Genomic DNA, 17,954 nt, shown 5'->3' on the forward strand with positions numbered 1-17,954 from the left:
GTAATGCTTACCGCAGACCGTGCAGTTGAAACTTTGGTGGAGAAATTCGCAGTAACCTGTTCAAACGAGTACTCATTAAAAACAGATCGAAGCTCCGAAATTATTGATTATGTCTTGGGAACGACAGACAAGTTCCCGGATATGATGGGAAATTCGAGTCATTATGTGTATCAAACGATTGATCTGCTCATGAAGCTCGCTAAAAAAGACGATGGAGATATCTTTTACCGTGCAGGGGCTATTGTGATATATCTGGAATCCAATTATTCCAAAAGAAGTTCATGGAGAACGGATGCCTTTACTGTCTGTATGGGAAATGACTCCGAAGCCTACGGATTAAGCGGGAAGAGCAAGAGCGCTGATCGCATGGATGGATTGTTGTCCCGGTTGGAGAAGATCAAACAGTTTGCAGGCGAGAACGAAATTTTGACTGAATTAAAGAGTAAATTAAAGCGTGCCCAGTGGCTTTTTGATTCCAAAAAAGCGGACAGTCAAGGGGATTACCGGGATGTAATTAATGCATTAATGCTGCTGCAACTATATTCAAGAGTAAGTGACACGGCTTCTCATCTTGCAGAGGTTCAATCTTCTGTTCAATCGTTACCAGTGTTGTTTCAACATGTAATGGCTAATGATGCAGATAAGTTGCGGGATGAGCTACATACGTTGATTGAACCTGTAGTGGTCAGTAATATTCAAGGAAAACATAACGGATCTTCCCAAGAATTGAAAGATGAATTCCTCAAGGAGAAGCGTAGTCAGCTCATAGCTGAACTGTATCCCAATACGTCTTTCTCTTCAAAAGAGCAATGTTCAAACACAGTATTCCATCAAACGATGGTACTTGTGAGTGGTGCCTTGTTGTACCTGATTAACATTAGTGGGGGTAAACAACGGTTCCTTGATACGAATAGTGAGATTGGACATGTTTTGCTTCACACAATACATCAATTACATGAGATTTATCCACTTGAAGTTCGCCGTTACTTGCTGAGTATGGACCCTAGAGCAAAAAGTCCAAATGATCTGCTTGCTGGACTTGTGCCTCTGGATGAGCCTTATCAGTTGGTTGAAATGTTGCGGGACGAGCTTAATTCGTACACGGTATCTTGGAACATGCTACAATCCGCGATCGCGAATCGTCCTGAACAAGCGATTCGAGCATACGAGATTATAAAACCGCCATTCCTGAAACTCTGCATTCAGAAATTCATGGAGGATCAAGGAATGACATTGCCTAATGCGGAGGGCTCACTGGAGCAAGCGGTATTTAACGCTCTTCGGCATCCTTTGGACGGGGGACGTCAAGGACTTGCGATTGCAAGATACTTAGGTGGGGAAAACACCCTGGAGGAATATTGGGAGGACCCGAATAGTCGTGGGTTGTTTAATCAACTGAATCGGGATAAGAAGCGTGTTCACAACCTCATCAGTATTAGTTTTCTGCCCTTGGACTCGGAGGCAATGCGCAGGTTCGCAATCCTGACCACTCATCCCGATTGGACACTGGATATTATCTCGGACATGTACAATTCATACGCGTTTAGTGGAGAGCAGCTGCTTCAACGTTATGGGCAAGATCCTGAGGTGCAACGTGAGAAATTGCTAACCAGCCTGATCTCACTCAATGGCATGACCGACTATAGATACAAATCCATGCCGCATGACGAATACCGCCGAATCATTCAGCAGAATCTGGACTATGCACTGACACAGTACAAGAAACTGCCAACGGATACGCGCATTTTAATTCTGGAGATAACCTTTGAACAGCGTGATGAGTTATCGAAGAAAATATTGGCTGAAGCGATTCGTGCCGGATTGCAGGATTCGTCCAAGAAGGCCAACGGCGTGGCGTTAGCGGAATTCAATCGAATTCCTGATCAGGACTTGTATACGCTCGTATACCTCTCCGAGAAAAAAGTGGGAATCAAAGAGATGGCTCTGACCGCAATCCGCAGTCTGGAAAACAGCAAGGAGCTGTATGGTGAGCTTTTGAAGAAAGAGAAGTCCGATGAGTGGAAGAGTTTGATCCAAATTCTGCTGGATACCGCAGATCTAAGTCCAGAGTATGCCCATGCTGCACTCGCTGATCAGGCGGATGCCAAAAAGTTGTCGAGACTGAGCTGGTTGTCCTTGAAAGATCTCCCTTCACTGATACGTATTGAAGACAATCAGCCTTTAGATGACCGGATTAAACAGTATGCTTTGGTCCAATCATTGGATCATACATCCGGTCCTAATGAACGGTTGAATGAATTACGGGATTACGTAAGTGAGGCATCGCTCGCTCGTTTTGCAAGTGAATTGATTCAGGTCTGGATTCAAGAAGGTGCCCCCGCGAAAGAAAAGTGGGTGATGTATGTTTCAGCACTCTTTGGCGATATTCAGATTGTGAATATTCTGACTCCGCAAATTAAGGAATGGACAGAAAACAGCCGCGGCGCGATTGCAGCAGATGCTGTAAAAGTGCTCGCTTATCTGAAAGATCCATCTGCTCTAATGGCGATTGACAAGATTAAACGTGGTGTGAAGAACCGTCAGGTGAAAGGTGCTGCTGAAGAAGCGTTGCAGCTTGCAGCGGATAATATGGGACTTACCCCGGAACAATTGGAGGATCGGTTAGTCACCACGCTTGGTTTTGATGAAAAAGGAACCATGCAGCTGAGTTACGGAGAACGTTCCTTCCTGATTAAGGTAAATGGAGACTTACAAGTCGTTGTACTCAATGAAGAAACGGGCAAATCCGTGAAGAGTCTGCCTGCTCCTGCACAGAAAGATGATCCTGAATTGGCAGCGCAGTCCAGGGCACGTTTCACACAGCTGAAAAAAGATCTCAAATCCATGGTTAACATTCAGGCGCAGCGTCTGGAAGAGTCATTGTCCAAGCAACGTCTGTGGTCTGCCGATGAGTGGAAAGCATTGTTTGTACAAAATGTAATCATGCAGAAATTTGCTGTTGGTCTGATCTGGGGAACGTATGAGGATGGCGCTCTGATCAGCACATTCCGTTATATGGAGGATGGCACCTTCAATTCTGTGGATGAAGATGAGGTTGATCTGCTTTCAGGTGCACAAGTGGGACTTATACACCCGCTGGAATTGGATCAGGCAACGCTTGAAGGTTGGACAACGCAGTTGGAGGATTACGAGATCAAGCAGCCATTTGAGCAATTGAATCGTGAGATTTACCAGCCAGAAGATGAGGACAAGATGAAGAATGAATACGATCATCTGCCCGAGTCTGACTTTTCACCAACGGCTTTCCCCAAAGCACTGGAGAAATACGGTTGGATCAAAGGACCGGCTCAGGACGGCGGCTGGTATCATGAATTTTATAAAGAGTACGGAGATCTTGTTGCGGAATTGCAATTCAGCGGTACGAGCATCACGTATTACGAGGGATTAGATGACATTACCCTGGAATCCCTTCATTTCTTCAAACCGAATAACAAGCAATATTATTACTATGGTGACAACAAACCCATTGCTCTAGGCAACGTTCCAGGTCGCGTGTTCAGTGAAACGATCTACGACATTCTGAGAGCAACGGGGCGTTGATGACGTGAGTGGATTCAAGGAAAAATTCCGGATTTTTTCGAAGCTGTGTACGGAGGATTATTTGATTCGGTATGCCAACAAGGGGTTGTACAAAAGGTCTTTGAAAGAGTTGGACAATGGTGTAAGTGTAACGTACACATGGAATGAATCATCTGTGAGTTGCCAGTTAAGTGACGGGACACACTGTACGCTTGAAGATACACTGGATCATTGGGAATGCTCCTGCCCGGCCGATCATATCTGCAAGCATGTGCTGATTGCAATTCTGTATGATCAACGGGAATATACGGCAGAGGATTCAATGAATGCAGACGAGAAGCATGCGCTGGATAAGGACTCAGGGATATCGGATAATGATCCGTTGGACGTACCAAAAAACGTATCAGTAACAGAATCAGCATCAAACTTAGTATCAAATGTGGACGATCCAAGCGAAATTCCGCATACGGTGTCACGTGAGATCGAGTCTCGCTTCCGCTGGTTGACGGAGTCTGACCTTCCCGTGTTAATTAAATCGTATAGTTCTTCCATGATTGAGGAAGTTGTTTTCCGATTGAGATACCCAGAGGGAATTAAGATCATTGAAGATTCACTTCTTACGGTTCATCTGACCACCCAGAATATCGAGGTGTCTTTTACTGAGGAACCGAACCTTGCAAAAGCACTATGTAAGGTGCAACAGACTGCTGGGAAAATGGCCAAGCTTGAAGCGTTATTACGGTATCGGAACCTAAAAGGCCTAGATGATAGGGATGCATTAAGTGGACGGGTGTACGAAGCCAAGTTCACTCTTCAGACAGTACAGGAATGTCGGGTTATGCTGGCAGGATTGTTGAAGACGGGACTGGCCCGCCTTCCTCAGTCCTTTATGGCACAACTGGAGACTTTGGCAATTGCAGCTCATAGTGGCAACCTGCCTGACATAGAACGCAGTTTACGAGGGATTCAAGGAGAACTACAGTTGTTTTTCAACAGACATATACGTTTCTCCATGCAATCCATGTTGGATCGGGTAAGCAAGCTGTATCTTGCACTCCAGGTTCTTGAAGAAGAAAAGGTGTCTGCCATTCAGCAGAGTCAGCTCATTGGCAGTTTTCGAAGTAAATACTATACGGTGCCTTCACTTCATCTGTATGGACTGGGAGCTGACGCGTGGGAGACACGATCCGGTTTCCGTGGAATCACCTATTATTTCTATTGTTTCGATGATGAGGAAATCTACACCTATAGCGATGTACGTGCTGTATATTACGATGATCAGCAGTTCTCATATACAGAGCATTATGGTGCATTCACACCATGGCTGCCTAATCTGACCTTTCGCCAGTTCGTGGGTGAAGAAGTTCAATTCCATTCCGTTAAAGTGAATGAAGAACGCCGGATCTCTTCCGGCGAAGGTGCCAAGCTTGCGATTTTGCCACGAACGGGTGTGGAAACGTTGAATCTGGGCAAAATCATGCAAAATGTAACGTCTGTACTTCAAGAGGAATCGCGAACATTCGACTTGTTTGCTGCTCCCAAAGAACGATTGGCTGTGATTAAAGTTGCTCGAATCGTGGACCATAACTTTGTCAAACAAACACAGGAGCTTGTCCTGACGGTTGAGAGTATCGAAGGAGAACGATTGGCACTCACTCTCCCGTATTCAACAGACTGGCAGACGATGATCCAAAGACTGGAGTCAGGATATGGTTCCCAATCACTTGAACACTTCTATGCCTTTGTGCGTGTGGAACCAAAACGGATTAGCCCAATCAGTTTCCTGAAGGGTCAAACGGTGCTCAGTCTGAAACTGGATATCGGTAATGGAAGGATGGGCAGACTTGGAAGAATATAATCAGTTTATGCAGAGAATTAACGGCTGGTCAGAAGAGTTGCTCCTGCGCGGGTTATCTCAGTTTACGACCCGGGATATTGAGGTACTTGAGCAGCTTGCAGCGGAATCCTTGCGGTTGCAGATGAGTTTCCTCGATGAGTTGTTGAATCACCTCATCAAGGAAGGGCGTAGCGTGGCTCTTGGACAAGGTAATGAAGAGTTGCTGTTATTTCAGTATTGTCGTCTCACCCAATATGTACAGCTCAGTGTGCAAAAAGAGGCTTGATATTGGTTAGTATTCCAAGCGAAGGCCTATGAGAGCGATATGATGTAACAAATAAGATGGTAGTATAGAATATAAGAAGATTTGCAGAAGGCCATAAGGTCACTGCAAATCTTTTTTTATCGTGGAGTAAGTAAATGTCATCTACCAAACGAATATAGGTAGGGAGCACGGATCAACACGAGCATTCGTGATTCAGATGAGTATGGAAGGGAGGGATACATAATCGTGGAAGAAGAACAGATACGGAAGGCAGTAGCGAATCGTGATCCTGAGGCCATGGAATGGGTGATGAATCACTACGCAGGCTTGTTATGGAAGATTGCTTATTCCATCCTACATCATGCATCGACAGAAGAGATTGAAGAATGCGTAGCAGATACATTTTTTGCTTTTTGGCAAAATCCGGATGCGTTCCAATCTGGGCGAAGTAGCCTGAAAAATTACCTTGCAACAATCACAAAACATAAAGCGATTGATCGCTACCGGAAACTCAATCGAAGAACTGAACTTACATATGAAGAGGAGATTCATTCGGTGCAAACGGAGGATTTGTTGGTTCAGGTGATCAGTAAAGAGATGTATACGGAACTTAATCAAATGATTGAATCTTTTCCAGAACCGGAACGGGAGATTATGAAACGTCGGTTTTACGAAGGACAGAGACCACATGAGATATCAGAAGCATTGTCCCTACACGTTAGGCAAGTCCATAACAAGCTTTATCGCTCCAGGCAACGATTGAGGACATGGTGGATGAACAGGAAATAAAGGAGGCGATCAAATGCGAAAATCCGAGAAAGAATTCACTGAGCAGAACCTCTTTAATATTAAAAAGTTGTTCTATGATAAATTGGCGCTGAATGAACCACCAACCGTTACGAGATCAGATTCATCATTTTATCCACCTGTATTATATCCATCCGCACAGACCAAGAAGTCCATGAATAAAAGAAAAAGGTATCGCAAAGCCATCTATATTCCTGTAACCGCTGCGTTATCGTTATGTCTGGTTACAGGGGCAGCTGCATCAGTTGGGATCATTGATCTGTCTACTGTTCTTCATTTTATAGGTGCAGATCGGATTGGCATTCTTCAGCCTGTTCACCAGGTGAGTGAAGATCAAGGGATTCGAATGGAGGTTATAGGTGCTGTCAGGGACGGAGATACAACGGAAATCTATGTTTCATTATCCGATCTGACGGGTCATCGCATTGACGATACAATGGATGTATATGATTACAGGGTAACCGGTGGTAATGCAAACAACGCTCAGATTATTCATTATGATGATGCTAACAAAACGGCTATTGTCCGATTCCTTATTCAAGGAAAAGTCAGCAAAAATCGAATTACAGTTCAGATTAATACGCTGATGTCGGGTACAACCCTTCAAGATGGTTACAACGTACAGGTGGACTGGGAGAAGTTGTTACAAGAAAAAAAAATCAATAGCTATGATATTCTGGATCAAGATCGTATAAGTGGCTTGGGAGGTAAAACCGATATTCAATTGGATACTGATCCAATTCCGGTATTGCATCAGGATGTAACGAATATCCCTGTTGAGGGTATTGATTGGATGCATATTTCCAATATGGGTTTTGTGGATGGCAAGTTACACATTCAGATTAATCCGGATAATGAGATTGGCGAGTATAATCATGGATACTTCTACTTCACCGATGAGCAAGGTCGAAAGCGCGATATACCTGAATATTCCGTTAGCTATGGACATTATATGAAAGATGGGGTCGGGTATGGAGGAGATTATGAGGAGTTTGTGTATGATCTGTCTGCTGTTGACGATTTAGATAAGCTGAGACTTCAAGGCAGTTTTACGAGTATTAGTGAAGTTGTAAAGGGAAATTGGAAAACGACCTTTAACTTGAGTGAAAATGGTTTGAGCAAAACAGGAAACGTTCAGCTTGATGCAAATGGAGCCTCACGGGCAAATGTAACCCTTTCCGCAGTTGGCGTCACGCTTACAGGTGAGGCACTGAGCAAGATTCGGGTGGAGGACTTGGGTATTGAAGTTCACCTGAAGGATGGTACAAAGTTTTCTGGCGCATCCGGTTTCCTCCAGCTGGATCAGGATCTCATTAAGTGGATATCCCCTAAGACCATTCCGGTGAATGATGTGAGCTACCTGCTAATCAATGGAGAGAAAGTAACTTTGCAAGATAGATAATATAAAAAGTGAATCAAAGAATCGGGGGATAAGTGCAATCAGAAGGTTGTTCTGTCATCGTAGTGGTAAGTGTGAATATTCTTTAGTTCAACTTATATAAAATGAATTACATGTCATATCCCGATTTATGACGCATACCATTAGGCGAATGCGGTCATAAGGGAGGAAACTGATATGTCCATGAGCGAACCGCTGTTAACGCAGATTGTGAATCAACATATTCCGGCTGGTGCAACGGTCGTCAATATTGATAAACCTGTTCAACATCCAGCGATCTATGCGGCAGATCTTACCGGTGACGGTATGCCGGAGATTGCTGCAGTCTATCAGTTGAACGGTGAGCTGTATTTGCTCATTCTGAAATTTGTTCAAGGACACTGGATCAAGATGGCACTAATTAAGGGATTGGGGTATGGGGTGACTTTAATGACTGCTGCCCCTGTAACTTCAACGGCAAGGAACAATCTCATTATCGGTTGGCGGATTGGTTCTATTTGGTCTAAGCTTGCCGTATATGAGTGGACGGAATCAGGGCTCAAAGATTTGGCGCCTGACGATCTATACTATAGCTATGCAGAGATTATAGATATGCCTGGTCCGCATGGTCGAGATGGGAAAGTGGAGATTGCACTCTGGATACATGACACAGGTGAAGCATATCGTGTGGAGATTATCCGATGGCAGAATGGGAAATGGGTTCCTGCACCGGACGTATATGCAACCTATTATCCAAAAGTGGTGCAATATTACGAGCAACTAACCCAGCAATATCCTGATTATATCTTTTACTGGTATTACCTTGCGGATGCTCAGTACCATGCGGGCCAGTATCCGGCAGCACTTGCTTCAGTTCAGAAGGCACTCAGTTTCCCGGAAGCGTATCCTTCCAGAGAGGTACTACAGGAGCTGGAAAAGAAAATAAAGCAGGCGATGGTCCCTATAAGCCATGCCCGGGTAACGACATGGTTATATCCAATCTCCGTTCGAACTACGAGTGGGACGCGTTGGGGGTATATGGATGCCCAAGGCCACATTCGGCTTGAGCCGGTACTGGATGACGCGCAAGAGTTTCAGCCCAATGGATTGGCTGTGGTTGTGAAGGATGGTCGTGCCGGCGTTATTAACCTTCAGGGGCAGTATGTCGTTCAACCTGTATACGATTCCATCAACTCCTTTTCCGAAGAACGGGCGATAACCATTGATTCTCAAGGATTTAAGATGATTAATGAACAAGGTACGGTTCTGACCAAACGGGCGTACCCGTATATCTCAAATATGAACGACGGTCGAGCATTATTTTACGATTCTAATCCTGGTCAGGCAGATGGATCGGTGAGTCGGTATGGTTATCTGGATGCATCGGGCAATGAGGTGATACCTGCACAGTTCGCTTCTGCGAATGATTTTCAAGATGGCAAAGCGGTTGTGCAGATTAAGGACAATGAATATGCGCTCATTAATCGCAATGGACATCGGCTCGCAACGTATCCATATGCCTATGTGGGACCACTGGGGGATGGACTGCTTGCTTTTCAAAAAGAAACCTCGGGCAAATATGGGTACATCGACGAACGGGGTAATATTCGCATTCAGCCCAAATTTTCATCGGCATTTCCTTTTAGCGGCGGGCAAGCGATTGTCAATACAGCGGAGGACTACAAATCGATCTATGGTGTCATTAACACGCAAGGATCATTTGTTATTCAACCCTCGTATAATGACATCCGCGAACTAGGCGAACATCGTTATGCGCTGGGGCAAGCAATTAATCCGGAGCAGCCTTACATTGGCTCTGTATACGCGATTGCAGATACCAATGGCAGAAGACTTACGGAGTTCCTATATCGCGAAGTAGGTAATTACAAAAACGGCCTTGCTTCCGCATCGGACGGAAGACAAACCTATCTGCTGGATCTGAGTGGAAGACCTGCCGCTGGGTATCCGCATGTAGAAGGTTCGGGTACGCTGGAGGTCGTGGCACCAGATCTGATTAAGGCCTATCTAGACCAGCGCTTATCTTATGTGAATCGGGCCGGACAGATCATCTGGCGGCAAAATACAATCGTTCCGCTTCATCCACCGTACCGTGTACGCGAAGTGAAGTACAAACCAAACAGGGACTATCTCGTATATTATCCGCAGGTGGAGGGATTGACGAACCAAGCGGAGCAGCTTGCACTGAATGCCAAGTTGAAGCAACTCTCCCAGGTTAAACCGATTCCTGCTGATCAACAGCTGGATTACACGTATACAGGGGATTTTGATATTACGTTCTATCAGCAGCAATTGCTGCAACTGCAACTCACAGGTTATAACTACCCGGCAGGTGCAGCGCATGGTATGCCTACGATGATCTATGCGATCATTAATCTGACGAATGGTCAGTTGTATGAGCTGAAGGATTTATTTAAACCGGATAGTGACTACGTAAAAGTGTTAAGCCAGATTGTGGGGGATCAGATCAAAAATGATCCTCAATACTCGTATGTGTTTCCGGACACCTATACGGGGATTAGTGCGGATCAGCCGTTTTATGTCACAGCGGATGCTCTGCATCTCTACTTCAATCCATATGACATCGCGCCCTATGCGGCAGGGTTTCCAACGTTTACAATTCCGTTTGTTCAGATCAAGGATATCATTAATACAGAAGGTTCGTTCTGGAGAGCTTTTCATGAGTGAGTGTCTTCTTACAATCGAACAGATTCAGAGTATGAGGCCATATGTCCAATATGGCTTCTCTTTTTATTTAATAAGCTGGAAAAACAGACAACGACTAAGCAGCTTGTGGCAGGATGAAAGGATCAAGTTTATCTTCTACATGCGAGAGTATCTCCAGAGAATTAGATTCACTTATAATCCGTATTGAGGTATTTTTGCTCCGGATTGGGGTAGCGGTTGCCCGCGTACCTGTGAGATATTAATGTGCGTATATAGCACTGCACTATATTGAGAATGATTATGAGATGAACAACACATCTGAAGTGTCCGGGTTAATGCAAGTGACGAAGGAGCGTAAAGGTCTGCTGATTACAGCAAGTATCTTCTCGACCCTTTCGAGACTGTTGCAGATTGTTCCTTTTGTCGGAGTGTATAAGATCGTCGAGGAACTGCTAACGCATACGAGCCAACTATCTGCCATGGACAAAGATCTGTTGATCTATTGGGGGATCGTCGCATTCGTAGCCCTGATTGCAGGGCTTGTTGCGCTCTATATCGGGGGGATGTGCTCACACATCGCTGCGTTCAACATTTTGTACCAGCTCAGAGTTAGACTTGCTGAGCATGTTGCCAAAGTACCGATGGGGTATCACACCCGGGCGGCAAGCGGTGAGCTGAAAAAAATCATTGAAGTCAGTGTGGAGAAAATTGAGAAGTTTATCGCCCATCAGTTGCCGGATCTGGTGAGTGCGATCGTGATTCAAGTGATGTTGCTGGGATATTTATTCTGGCTCGATTATCGTATGGCGCTGACGCTGTTGGTTCCGATCGGAATCGGGTTCTGGTTGCAAAGTCGTATCTTTCGCAGTGAACGCGGCCGTCAGGCTTATCGTGATTTTCAGCTTTCTGTTGAAGAGATGAATGCGACGGGTGTTGAATACGTGAGAGGTATGCCAGCGGTGAAAGTATTTGGGATTACAGCTGATTCGTTTCTGACGTTTAAACAGGCGGTGACGCGTTATCGGGATATTTCGTTGATAATAACAGATTTGTGTAAAACATCCTACGGGCTGTTTTTTGTAATCATGATCTCGTTGTTTACCTTCATCGTTCCGGTGGGTATTCTGCTGTCGAGTGGACAGCGATGGGAAGAATGGAGCTTATGGACCGCCTGGGTACGATGATTCTGGAAGGGCAAAGGTAATGTTCAATTATAGCAATTCATGATGGATTAACTTTAACTTTTAACAGAACCTAACGGAGGCCTATCTGTAATTGTGTAATTTGTTCGAAATCATGTAACTTGAGCGGCTCTGGCTGCGTTTAGACATTGGGGTGATCTGATGTTGGTGAACGCGGTTTAACGGTACATGGTGTTAGCATTTATATTTATCGGGATCTTCTTTACAGCACTCATCGTTCTTGACAGGGTTGAAGGGTACCATATTACAACGACAGAGTATTACGGTTTACGTAATTTAGGGGGCTTGATATATATATTGTCGCTCATCCTGGGATTCGGTCACTATTTAATCGCTTTTTATGTTGTTATTATAAGCCCGATCTCATGGTTGCTGCGGAAATATGTGTGTTCTCCTATGGTGAGGATTTTCATCTACATGGTTGGGTTTGGATGGGGCGGGCTGTGGGTTTTTGATCTCATGTACAATCCATATTTCGTGAATGGATACCATCTGAACCGAATGACATCGATATGGATATTTGCCATCGCCGGTTTAGTCTATGCCATTGTGGAGAATAAGATTTGGCGAAGAGGGCAGATGCAGAACGAACAGAAAGCTACTTAACAAATGTTGAGTAGCTCTTTTGGTTTACATAATTATTATGGTGTTTTCATTGGAGACTCAGAAGCTAAATACAATATTAGAAAGGATTATGTAAGAGTAAGTAATGAACATGAACTAAGTTAATTCGATAGTTTGTTATAAAATTTACAAAGGGTACAAGTGAAAAGAAATAGGAGTTATATCGTGAATAAGTAAAATTTTCTGATATACTACCTGATTTGCGTACATAGAGTTAGATATTTTATGAAGGGAGCTCAGGTAGTAAATTAGCCGTTTAGTTTAAAAACGTAGTTTGGAGGAAAATTTTTTTGTATAAAGCAGGTTTTTGGATCAGATTCGGGGCAGGATTGTTGGATGGCATTATTATCACATTTCCTTTAATAATTATTGCAGGGTTGATATGGTCGAACAATCGGTAAGCGCATCTGCGGGATTCGGATTCGGAAATACGATTCACATGAATCACCAAGGCTGGGTACAATGTTACTACGAGAGTTGTTGGACTTTTGTATTTTATAACTTTTGGCATTGGTTTCATTGTAAGTGTCATCATGGTTGCTGTACGAGAAGACAAACGTGCAATACATGATTTTATCGCAGGTACCGAAGTCGTTTGGGACTAAAAAGGAGAAGGTAAGCCCTGGGGCAATATATTCGTTATATCCCAACCCAATTATATCTCCCACGTTACAGACTATGAACAGTGTTCATGGTCTGTTTTTTGTGATCTCAGAAGTACAGTCACAAACCCGCGCCAACACAGCAAATTCAAGGCATTGCAGTTGATTATATAAAGAATTCGTCTATCGTTTTGGCTAAATGATCATTTTGTTCTGACGAAATCAACATGTCATTTCATCTTTTGCGAATATCGCTACAGTGCCCTCTCCCTTAATCTGAGGTAGAGCACAGACATTCCCAAAAGGTGGAGGATAAGGTCCATGAGAAGAAAAGTGTTATCTACGAGTTTGATGATCCTGTTATTAGGTACGACGATCCTTGGGTGTTCGTCCGGAGAAAGTAAAACGGGCGATGCTGATAAAGGGACACCAAGCGGATCAACGGAAGCAACAACCTATCCGATTCAAACGGATAAGACGCTTACGTATTGGGGTGAAATTAACGGCAACCTGATCGGGGTCAAAAATTCGCACAGCGAAATTCCATTCTTTCAAAAGTGGCAGGAAAAAACCGGCGTACCACTCAAATTCACGGCACCACCGACAGGGCAGGTCAGAGAATCCTTCAACGTGATGCTGGCATCCGGGGATTTGCCGGACATGCTGGAATACAATTTCATCGGAGATTTCCCCGGTGGACCGGAGAAAGCCATCAATGATGGTTACATCCTAAAGCTGAACGATCTGATTGACCAGTATGCTCCGAATCTGAAGAAATACCTGCAGGACAATCCAGACATCGACAAGATGGTCAAAACGGATAGCGGCAGCTATTATGTATTCCCGTTCATTCGGGGAGATGAGTATCTCCGTGTCTTCCAGGGTCCAATCATTCGTAAGGATTGGCTGGATGAGCTGGGACTACCGGTTCCGGAAACGATTGATGAGTGGACTACAACCCTGAGAGCTTTTAAAGAGAAAAAAGGCGCATCCGCTCCGTTCTCTGTTGTAAGTAAGCCCCGATTCTTTAACGATTCCGGTAATGGTGCTTTCCTTGGTGCCTTCGGTGTAAACCGTGGATTCTATCAGGAAGAAGGACAGGTCAAATTTGGTCCTGCGGAAGAAGGCTTCAAAGAATACTTGAAGTTATTCCAGGAATGGTACAAAGAAGGTTTGATTGATAAAAACATCTCAACAGCGGATACCAAATCCGTTGACGGTAACATCGCTTCGGGTGCTACTGGCGCTAGTGTTGGTAACGCAGGCGGAGGTATCGGCAAATGGCAACCGCTCGTAGAAGCAAATGATCCGGATGCCGTTCTGGTCGCCGCACCATATCCGGTGCTTAAAAAAGGTGATATTCCTAAATTCGGCCAGCTTAACCAGGGTTATGCCTCGGAAGGCACTGTTGCCATCACAACAGCAGCCAAGGACCCGGAACTTGCCGTTCGCATGCTGGATTACGGCTACAGTGAGGAAGGGCACATGTTCTTCAACTTCGGAGAAGAGGGTGTCAGCTATAACATGGAAGGCGATTATCCGAAATTCACAGATTTGCTGCTGAAGAACCCGGATAAACTCGCTCCTGCACAAGCAATTTCACTATATGCCCGCAGCAGCTATAACGGTCCATTTGTTCAAGACAAACGGTATGCCGAGCAGTTCTTTGCACTACAGACTCAGCGCGATGCCATTGATGTATGGAAGAATACACAGGCCGCCAAATATAATCTGCCTTCAATCACACCTACACCTGAAGAGAGCTCCGAATACGCGACCATCATGAATGATATCAACACACTCGTCGATGAGATGACCATCAAGATCATTCTGGGCAACGAACCGGTGGATCAATTCGAGAGCTATGTCGCGAAAATGAAATCGTTACATCTGGATCGAGCGATTGAAATCCAAACCGCAGCACTCGAACGCTACAACAATCGGTAATTGTAAAAGGGGAGGGCGCTAACCCTCCCGATTGAAAAGAGGTGAAAAGGTACATCATGAGCAATCGTCAATCCTTTAAAAGCCGGTTCGTGCGGGACTTCATGATGAACAAGTATTTATATATCATGATGATTCCCGTTATTGGATATTATTTAATATTTCATTACGGTCCGATGTACGGCGCAATTATTGCCTTTAAAGATTATTCTCCGATGAAGGGCATTTTGGGTAGTGATTGGGTTGGGCTGAAGCACTTTGAAGAGTTTTTCAACAGTTATTATTTCTTACGTGTGCTGAAGAACACCCTTCTTATCAGTTTGTACACGCTGGTCTTTGAATTCCCTGCGCCGATTATTCTGGCGCTGCTCATCAATGAAGTACGCAAGCGCACGTTCAAGCGGGTCGTTCAGACGATAACGTATATGCCTTATTTCATCTCTCTCGTCGTCATATGCGGTATTATTACGGACTTCACGAACGCGGATGGTTTAATCAACCGCCTTATCATGATGCTTGGATATGACGGTCAGGCGATGCTGCAAAAGCCGGAGCTGTTCCGTCCGATCTATGTTCTGTCTGAAATATGGCAACGGATCGGTTGGGAATCCATTATCTATATCGCTGCGTTGATGAGCATCGACCTGGAGCAGTATGAAGCGGCGAAGATAGACGGAGCGAGCCGTCTCAAGCAAATGTTTCACATTACGCTGCCCGGATTGCTGCCAATTATTACGATCATGTTCATTCTCCGGATGGGTAATATGCTGAATGTCGGCTTCGAGAAAATCATTCTCCTTTATAATCCGGTGACCTATGAAACAGCTGATGTCATCTCTTCCTTCGTATATCGAAAGGGATTGTTGGAGTTCGGATGGAGTTACAGCTCGGCAGTCGGTCTATTTAACTCGGTGATCAATCTCGTTCTTCTGATTTCGGCGAACTATATCAGCCGCAGAGTGAGTCAAAACAGCTTATGGTGAGGTGGTAACTTTGATTAAGGAAAGTGGTTGGTTTGACCGAATCTTTACGATTTTGAATTATACATTTTTAATCCTGCTTGTCATCGTCACATTGTACCCGCTGCTCTACGTGTTATTTGCATCCTTAAGTGATTCGGCGCAGCTGTTAGCAAACAAGGGGCTCCTGTGGAAGCCGGTCGGCTTTAGTCTGGAAGCTTACAAGAGCGTACTTGCCAATCCAGGTATAGCCACAGGTTTCCGCAATACATTATTTATTCTTGTGTTCGGCGTTATCGTCAACCTGTTCATGACTGCGCTTGGTGCGTATGTGCTATCCCGTAAAAACGTGATGTGGAACAAGGTGTTCATGTTCTTTATCGTGTTCACGATGTTCTTTGGCGGCGGCTTGATTCCACTGTACCTGGTTGTAAAAGGCGTTGGCCTGTTAGATACACTGTGGTCGACCATTCTGCCTTTTGCCATCAGCACGTTTAACCTGATCATCATGCGAACGTCATTTATGGGCATTCCGGACAGCCTGGAAGAGTCGGCCAAGATTGATGGAGCGAATCACTTCACCATTTTGTTCCGTATTATTATCCCGTTGTCCATGCCAGTCATTGCCGTGATGATCCTGTATTACGCAGTTGATAAGTGGAATGGATGGTTCTATGCATCGGTGTTTATCAAAAGCCGAGAGCTGTTCCCACTGCAATTGGTGCTGCGTGAGATTCTGATTGCCAATTCCACCGAGAGCATGTCGGCTGGTGCATCGGCTGGGGATCGCTTCCAGATCGGGGAAACCATCAAGTATGCAACGATTATGGTAGCGACGATACCGATCCTGTGCATCTATCCATTTTTGCAGCGCTTTTTCGTGAAAGGTGTCATGGTTGGTTCATTGAAGGGTTAAACCAGAGAATTGAAGAACGGTAAGGAGGTATGATGTTACATGAGCGTATTAAATGAAGTGAACAAGGACGTGTGGGATCAGATTAAAAGTAAAGCCGATCAGATGCTAGCAGCCATAGGTGAAAAGTCTCCGCATGTCGCTGGAGCAAATGGCATCTATGACGACATGAGAATCGATTGGTGGACCTCAGGATTCTGGCCGGGCATGTTATGGATTGTGTACGATATGACGGGTGATGAGAAATATAAAGAAGCTGCATGGAATTGGGATGAGCGGCTATCGGCACGGTTTCTCGAAAACAACTACTTTGATCACGATGTGGGCTTTCATTTCCTGCCTACGGCCGTCATCAAATACAGGCTCACCGGAGATGCCGATGCCGCAAGGCGTGCCTTATTTGCCGCGAACTTCCTGGCTGGACGCTTTAATACCAAAGGCAGCTTCATCCGGGCCTGGAATGGCGACATGCTGGGCTGGTCGATCATCGACACCATGATGAACCTGTCCTTGCTCTTCTGGGCGTCTGAGGAGAGCGGAGATCCACGTTTCGGCCATATCGCCAAAGCTCATGCGGATATGGTCATGAAGCAATTTGTCCGGGAAGATGGCTCGGTGCATCATATCATTCGATTTGATCCCGAAACAGGTGAACGTGCAGAAGCGATAGGTGGACAGGGAGCGGGACCGGATTCGGCATGGAGCCGGGGAGCGGCGTGGGCTTTATATGGATTAACGAATACGTATCGGTATACAGAGGACCCGGCATATCTGGATGCTGCACAGCGCGTGGCGAACTTCTTCATTTCCAGACTGCCTGAGGATCACGTTCCGCATTGGGATTTCCGTGCAGAGTCCGAAGAAGAGGAGGAAGTTCCACGTGACAGCTCTGCTGGTGCAATTGCAGCTTCCGGATTGCTTGAGCTTGCAGATGTACTTCCTGATCCGGAGGGCAGACTCTATGCTACCGTTGCCAAACGTATCCTGAGTTCCCTGCGGAATCATTATGGAACATGGGATCTTCCTGAGCACGAAGGTATGCTCCTGGAGGGAACCGGTCATAAACCGGCAGGTCAGAACGTGAACGTCTCACTCATATACGGTGACTATTTTTACGTTGAGGCGAGTGCCAAATTAAACGGATGGAAGCATCGCATTTTCTAAAAATGCTCTGAGAAAATTTCCGAAAACATTCTCA

12 protein-coding genes and 1 pseudogene are annotated in these 17,954 nt (G+C 45.1%); all 13 read left to right on the forward strand.

Going from position 1 to position 17,954, the window contains the following annotated elements; translation table 11 throughout:
• The first annotated feature begins 3 nt into the window (after positions 1-3).
• The 13 genes and pseudogenes from BLS69_RS06805 (at position 4) to BLS69_RS06870 (ending at position 17,920) form a co-directional block, all read left to right on the forward strand.
• Complete coding sequence (locus BLS69_RS06805) at positions 4-3,561, forward strand: DUF4132 domain-containing protein (protein WP_091029673.1); 3,558 nt, start codon at positions 4-6, stop codon at positions 3,559-3,561.
• A gap of 4 nt (positions 3,562-3,565) precedes the next feature.
• Positions 3,566-5,398, forward strand: a complete 1,833-nt coding sequence (locus BLS69_RS06810; RefSeq protein WP_091029675.1) for a hypothetical protein — start codon at positions 3,566-3,568, stop codon at positions 5,396-5,398.
• A complete protein-coding gene (locus BLS69_RS06815) occupies positions 5,385-5,663 on the forward strand; it encodes a hypothetical protein (protein ID WP_091029678.1) in 279 nt (92 codons plus the stop codon). Before BLS69_RS06810 ends, BLS69_RS06815 begins: the two co-directional genes overlap by 14 nt.
• A gap of 225 nt (positions 5,664-5,888) precedes the next feature.
• A complete protein-coding gene (locus BLS69_RS06820) occupies positions 5,889-6,431 on the forward strand; it encodes a sigma-70 family RNA polymerase sigma factor (protein WP_091029680.1) in 543 nt (180 codons plus the stop codon).
• A gap of 13 nt (positions 6,432-6,444) precedes the next feature.
• Positions 6,445-7,851 (forward strand): DUF4179 domain-containing protein, encoded by a 1,407-nt coding sequence (locus BLS69_RS06825; protein WP_091029682.1) that lies wholly within the window; start codon positions 6,445-6,447, stop codon positions 7,849-7,851.
• A gap of 174 nt (positions 7,852-8,025) precedes the next feature.
• Positions 8,026-10,533, forward strand: a complete 2,508-nt coding sequence (locus BLS69_RS06830; RefSeq protein ID WP_091029684.1) for a WG repeat-containing protein — start codon at positions 8,026-8,028, stop codon at positions 10,531-10,533.
• A 284-nt stretch (positions 10,534-10,817) separates the two neighbouring features.
• The gene (locus tag BLS69_RS06840; protein ID WP_256332246.1) at positions 10,818-11,696 is read left to right on the forward strand and encodes an ABC transporter ATP-binding protein; all 879 of its coding nucleotides are present in this window, start codon (positions 10,818-10,820) and stop codon (positions 11,694-11,696) included.
• Positions 11,697-12,131: 435 nt separating this feature from the next.
• Entirely contained in the window at positions 12,132-12,320 is a 189-nt protein-coding gene (locus BLS69_RS31855; protein WP_143023558.1) for a hypothetical protein, read from the forward strand.
• A 308-nt stretch (positions 12,321-12,628) separates the two neighbouring features.
• Positions 12,629-12,943 (forward strand): annotated as a pseudogene (locus tag BLS69_RS06850) (RDD family protein).
• Positions 12,944-13,261: 318 nt separating this feature from the next.
• On the forward strand, positions 13,262-14,887 hold the full coding sequence (locus tag BLS69_RS06855) for a type 2 periplasmic-binding domain-containing protein (RefSeq protein ID WP_091029690.1): 1,626 nt from the start codon (positions 13,262-13,264) through the stop codon (positions 14,885-14,887).
• A 56-nt stretch (positions 14,888-14,943) separates the two neighbouring features.
• Positions 14,944-15,867, forward strand: a complete 924-nt coding sequence (locus BLS69_RS06860; RefSeq protein WP_091029693.1) for an ABC transporter permease — start codon at positions 14,944-14,946, stop codon at positions 15,865-15,867.
• Between the two features lie 10 nt (positions 15,868-15,877).
• Positions 15,878-16,759, forward strand: a complete 882-nt coding sequence (locus tag BLS69_RS06865) for a carbohydrate ABC transporter permease (protein WP_024631936.1) — start codon at positions 15,878-15,880, stop codon at positions 16,757-16,759.
• A gap of 102 nt (positions 16,760-16,861) precedes the next feature.
• Entirely contained in the window at positions 16,862-17,920 is a 1,059-nt protein-coding gene (locus tag BLS69_RS06870) for a glycoside hydrolase family 88 protein (protein ID WP_371129063.1), read from the forward strand.
• The last annotated feature ends 34 nt before the right edge of the window (positions 17,921-17,954 follow it).

The organism is Paenibacillus sp. CF095 (assembly GCF_900101225.1).
GTDB lineage: Bacteria > Bacillota > Bacilli > Paenibacillales > Paenibacillaceae > Paenibacillus.

Bases quoted from the DNA above. Each gene is read 5' to 3' on its own strand.
- BLS69_RS06860 (WP_091029693.1), top strand. From the start codon at position 14,944: ATGAGCAATCGTCAATCCTTTAAAAGCCGGTTCGTGCGGGACTTCATG.
- BLS69_RS06805 (WP_091029673.1), top strand. From the start codon at position 4: ATGCTTACCGCAGACCGTGCAGTTGAAACTTTGGTGGAGAAATTCGCA.
- BLS69_RS31855 (WP_143023558.1), top strand. From the start codon at position 12,132: ATGGTTGGGTTTGGATGGGGCGGGCTGTGGGTTTTTGATCTCATGTAC.
- BLS69_RS06870 (WP_371129063.1), top strand. From the start codon at position 16,862: ATGCTAGCAGCCATAGGTGAAAAGTCTCCGCATGTCGCTGGAGCAAAT.
- BLS69_RS06825 (WP_091029682.1), top strand. From the start codon at position 6,445: ATGCGAAAATCCGAGAAAGAATTCACTGAGCAGAACCTCTTTAATATT.
- BLS69_RS06855 (WP_091029690.1), top strand. From the start codon at position 13,262: ATGAGAAGAAAAGTGTTATCTACGAGTTTGATGATCCTGTTATTAGGT.
- BLS69_RS06840 (WP_256332246.1), top strand. From the start codon at position 10,818: ATGAACAACACATCTGAAGTGTCCGGGTTAATGCAAGTGACGAAGGAG.
- BLS69_RS06830 (WP_091029684.1), top strand. From the start codon at position 8,026: ATGTCCATGAGCGAACCGCTGTTAACGCAGATTGTGAATCAACATATT.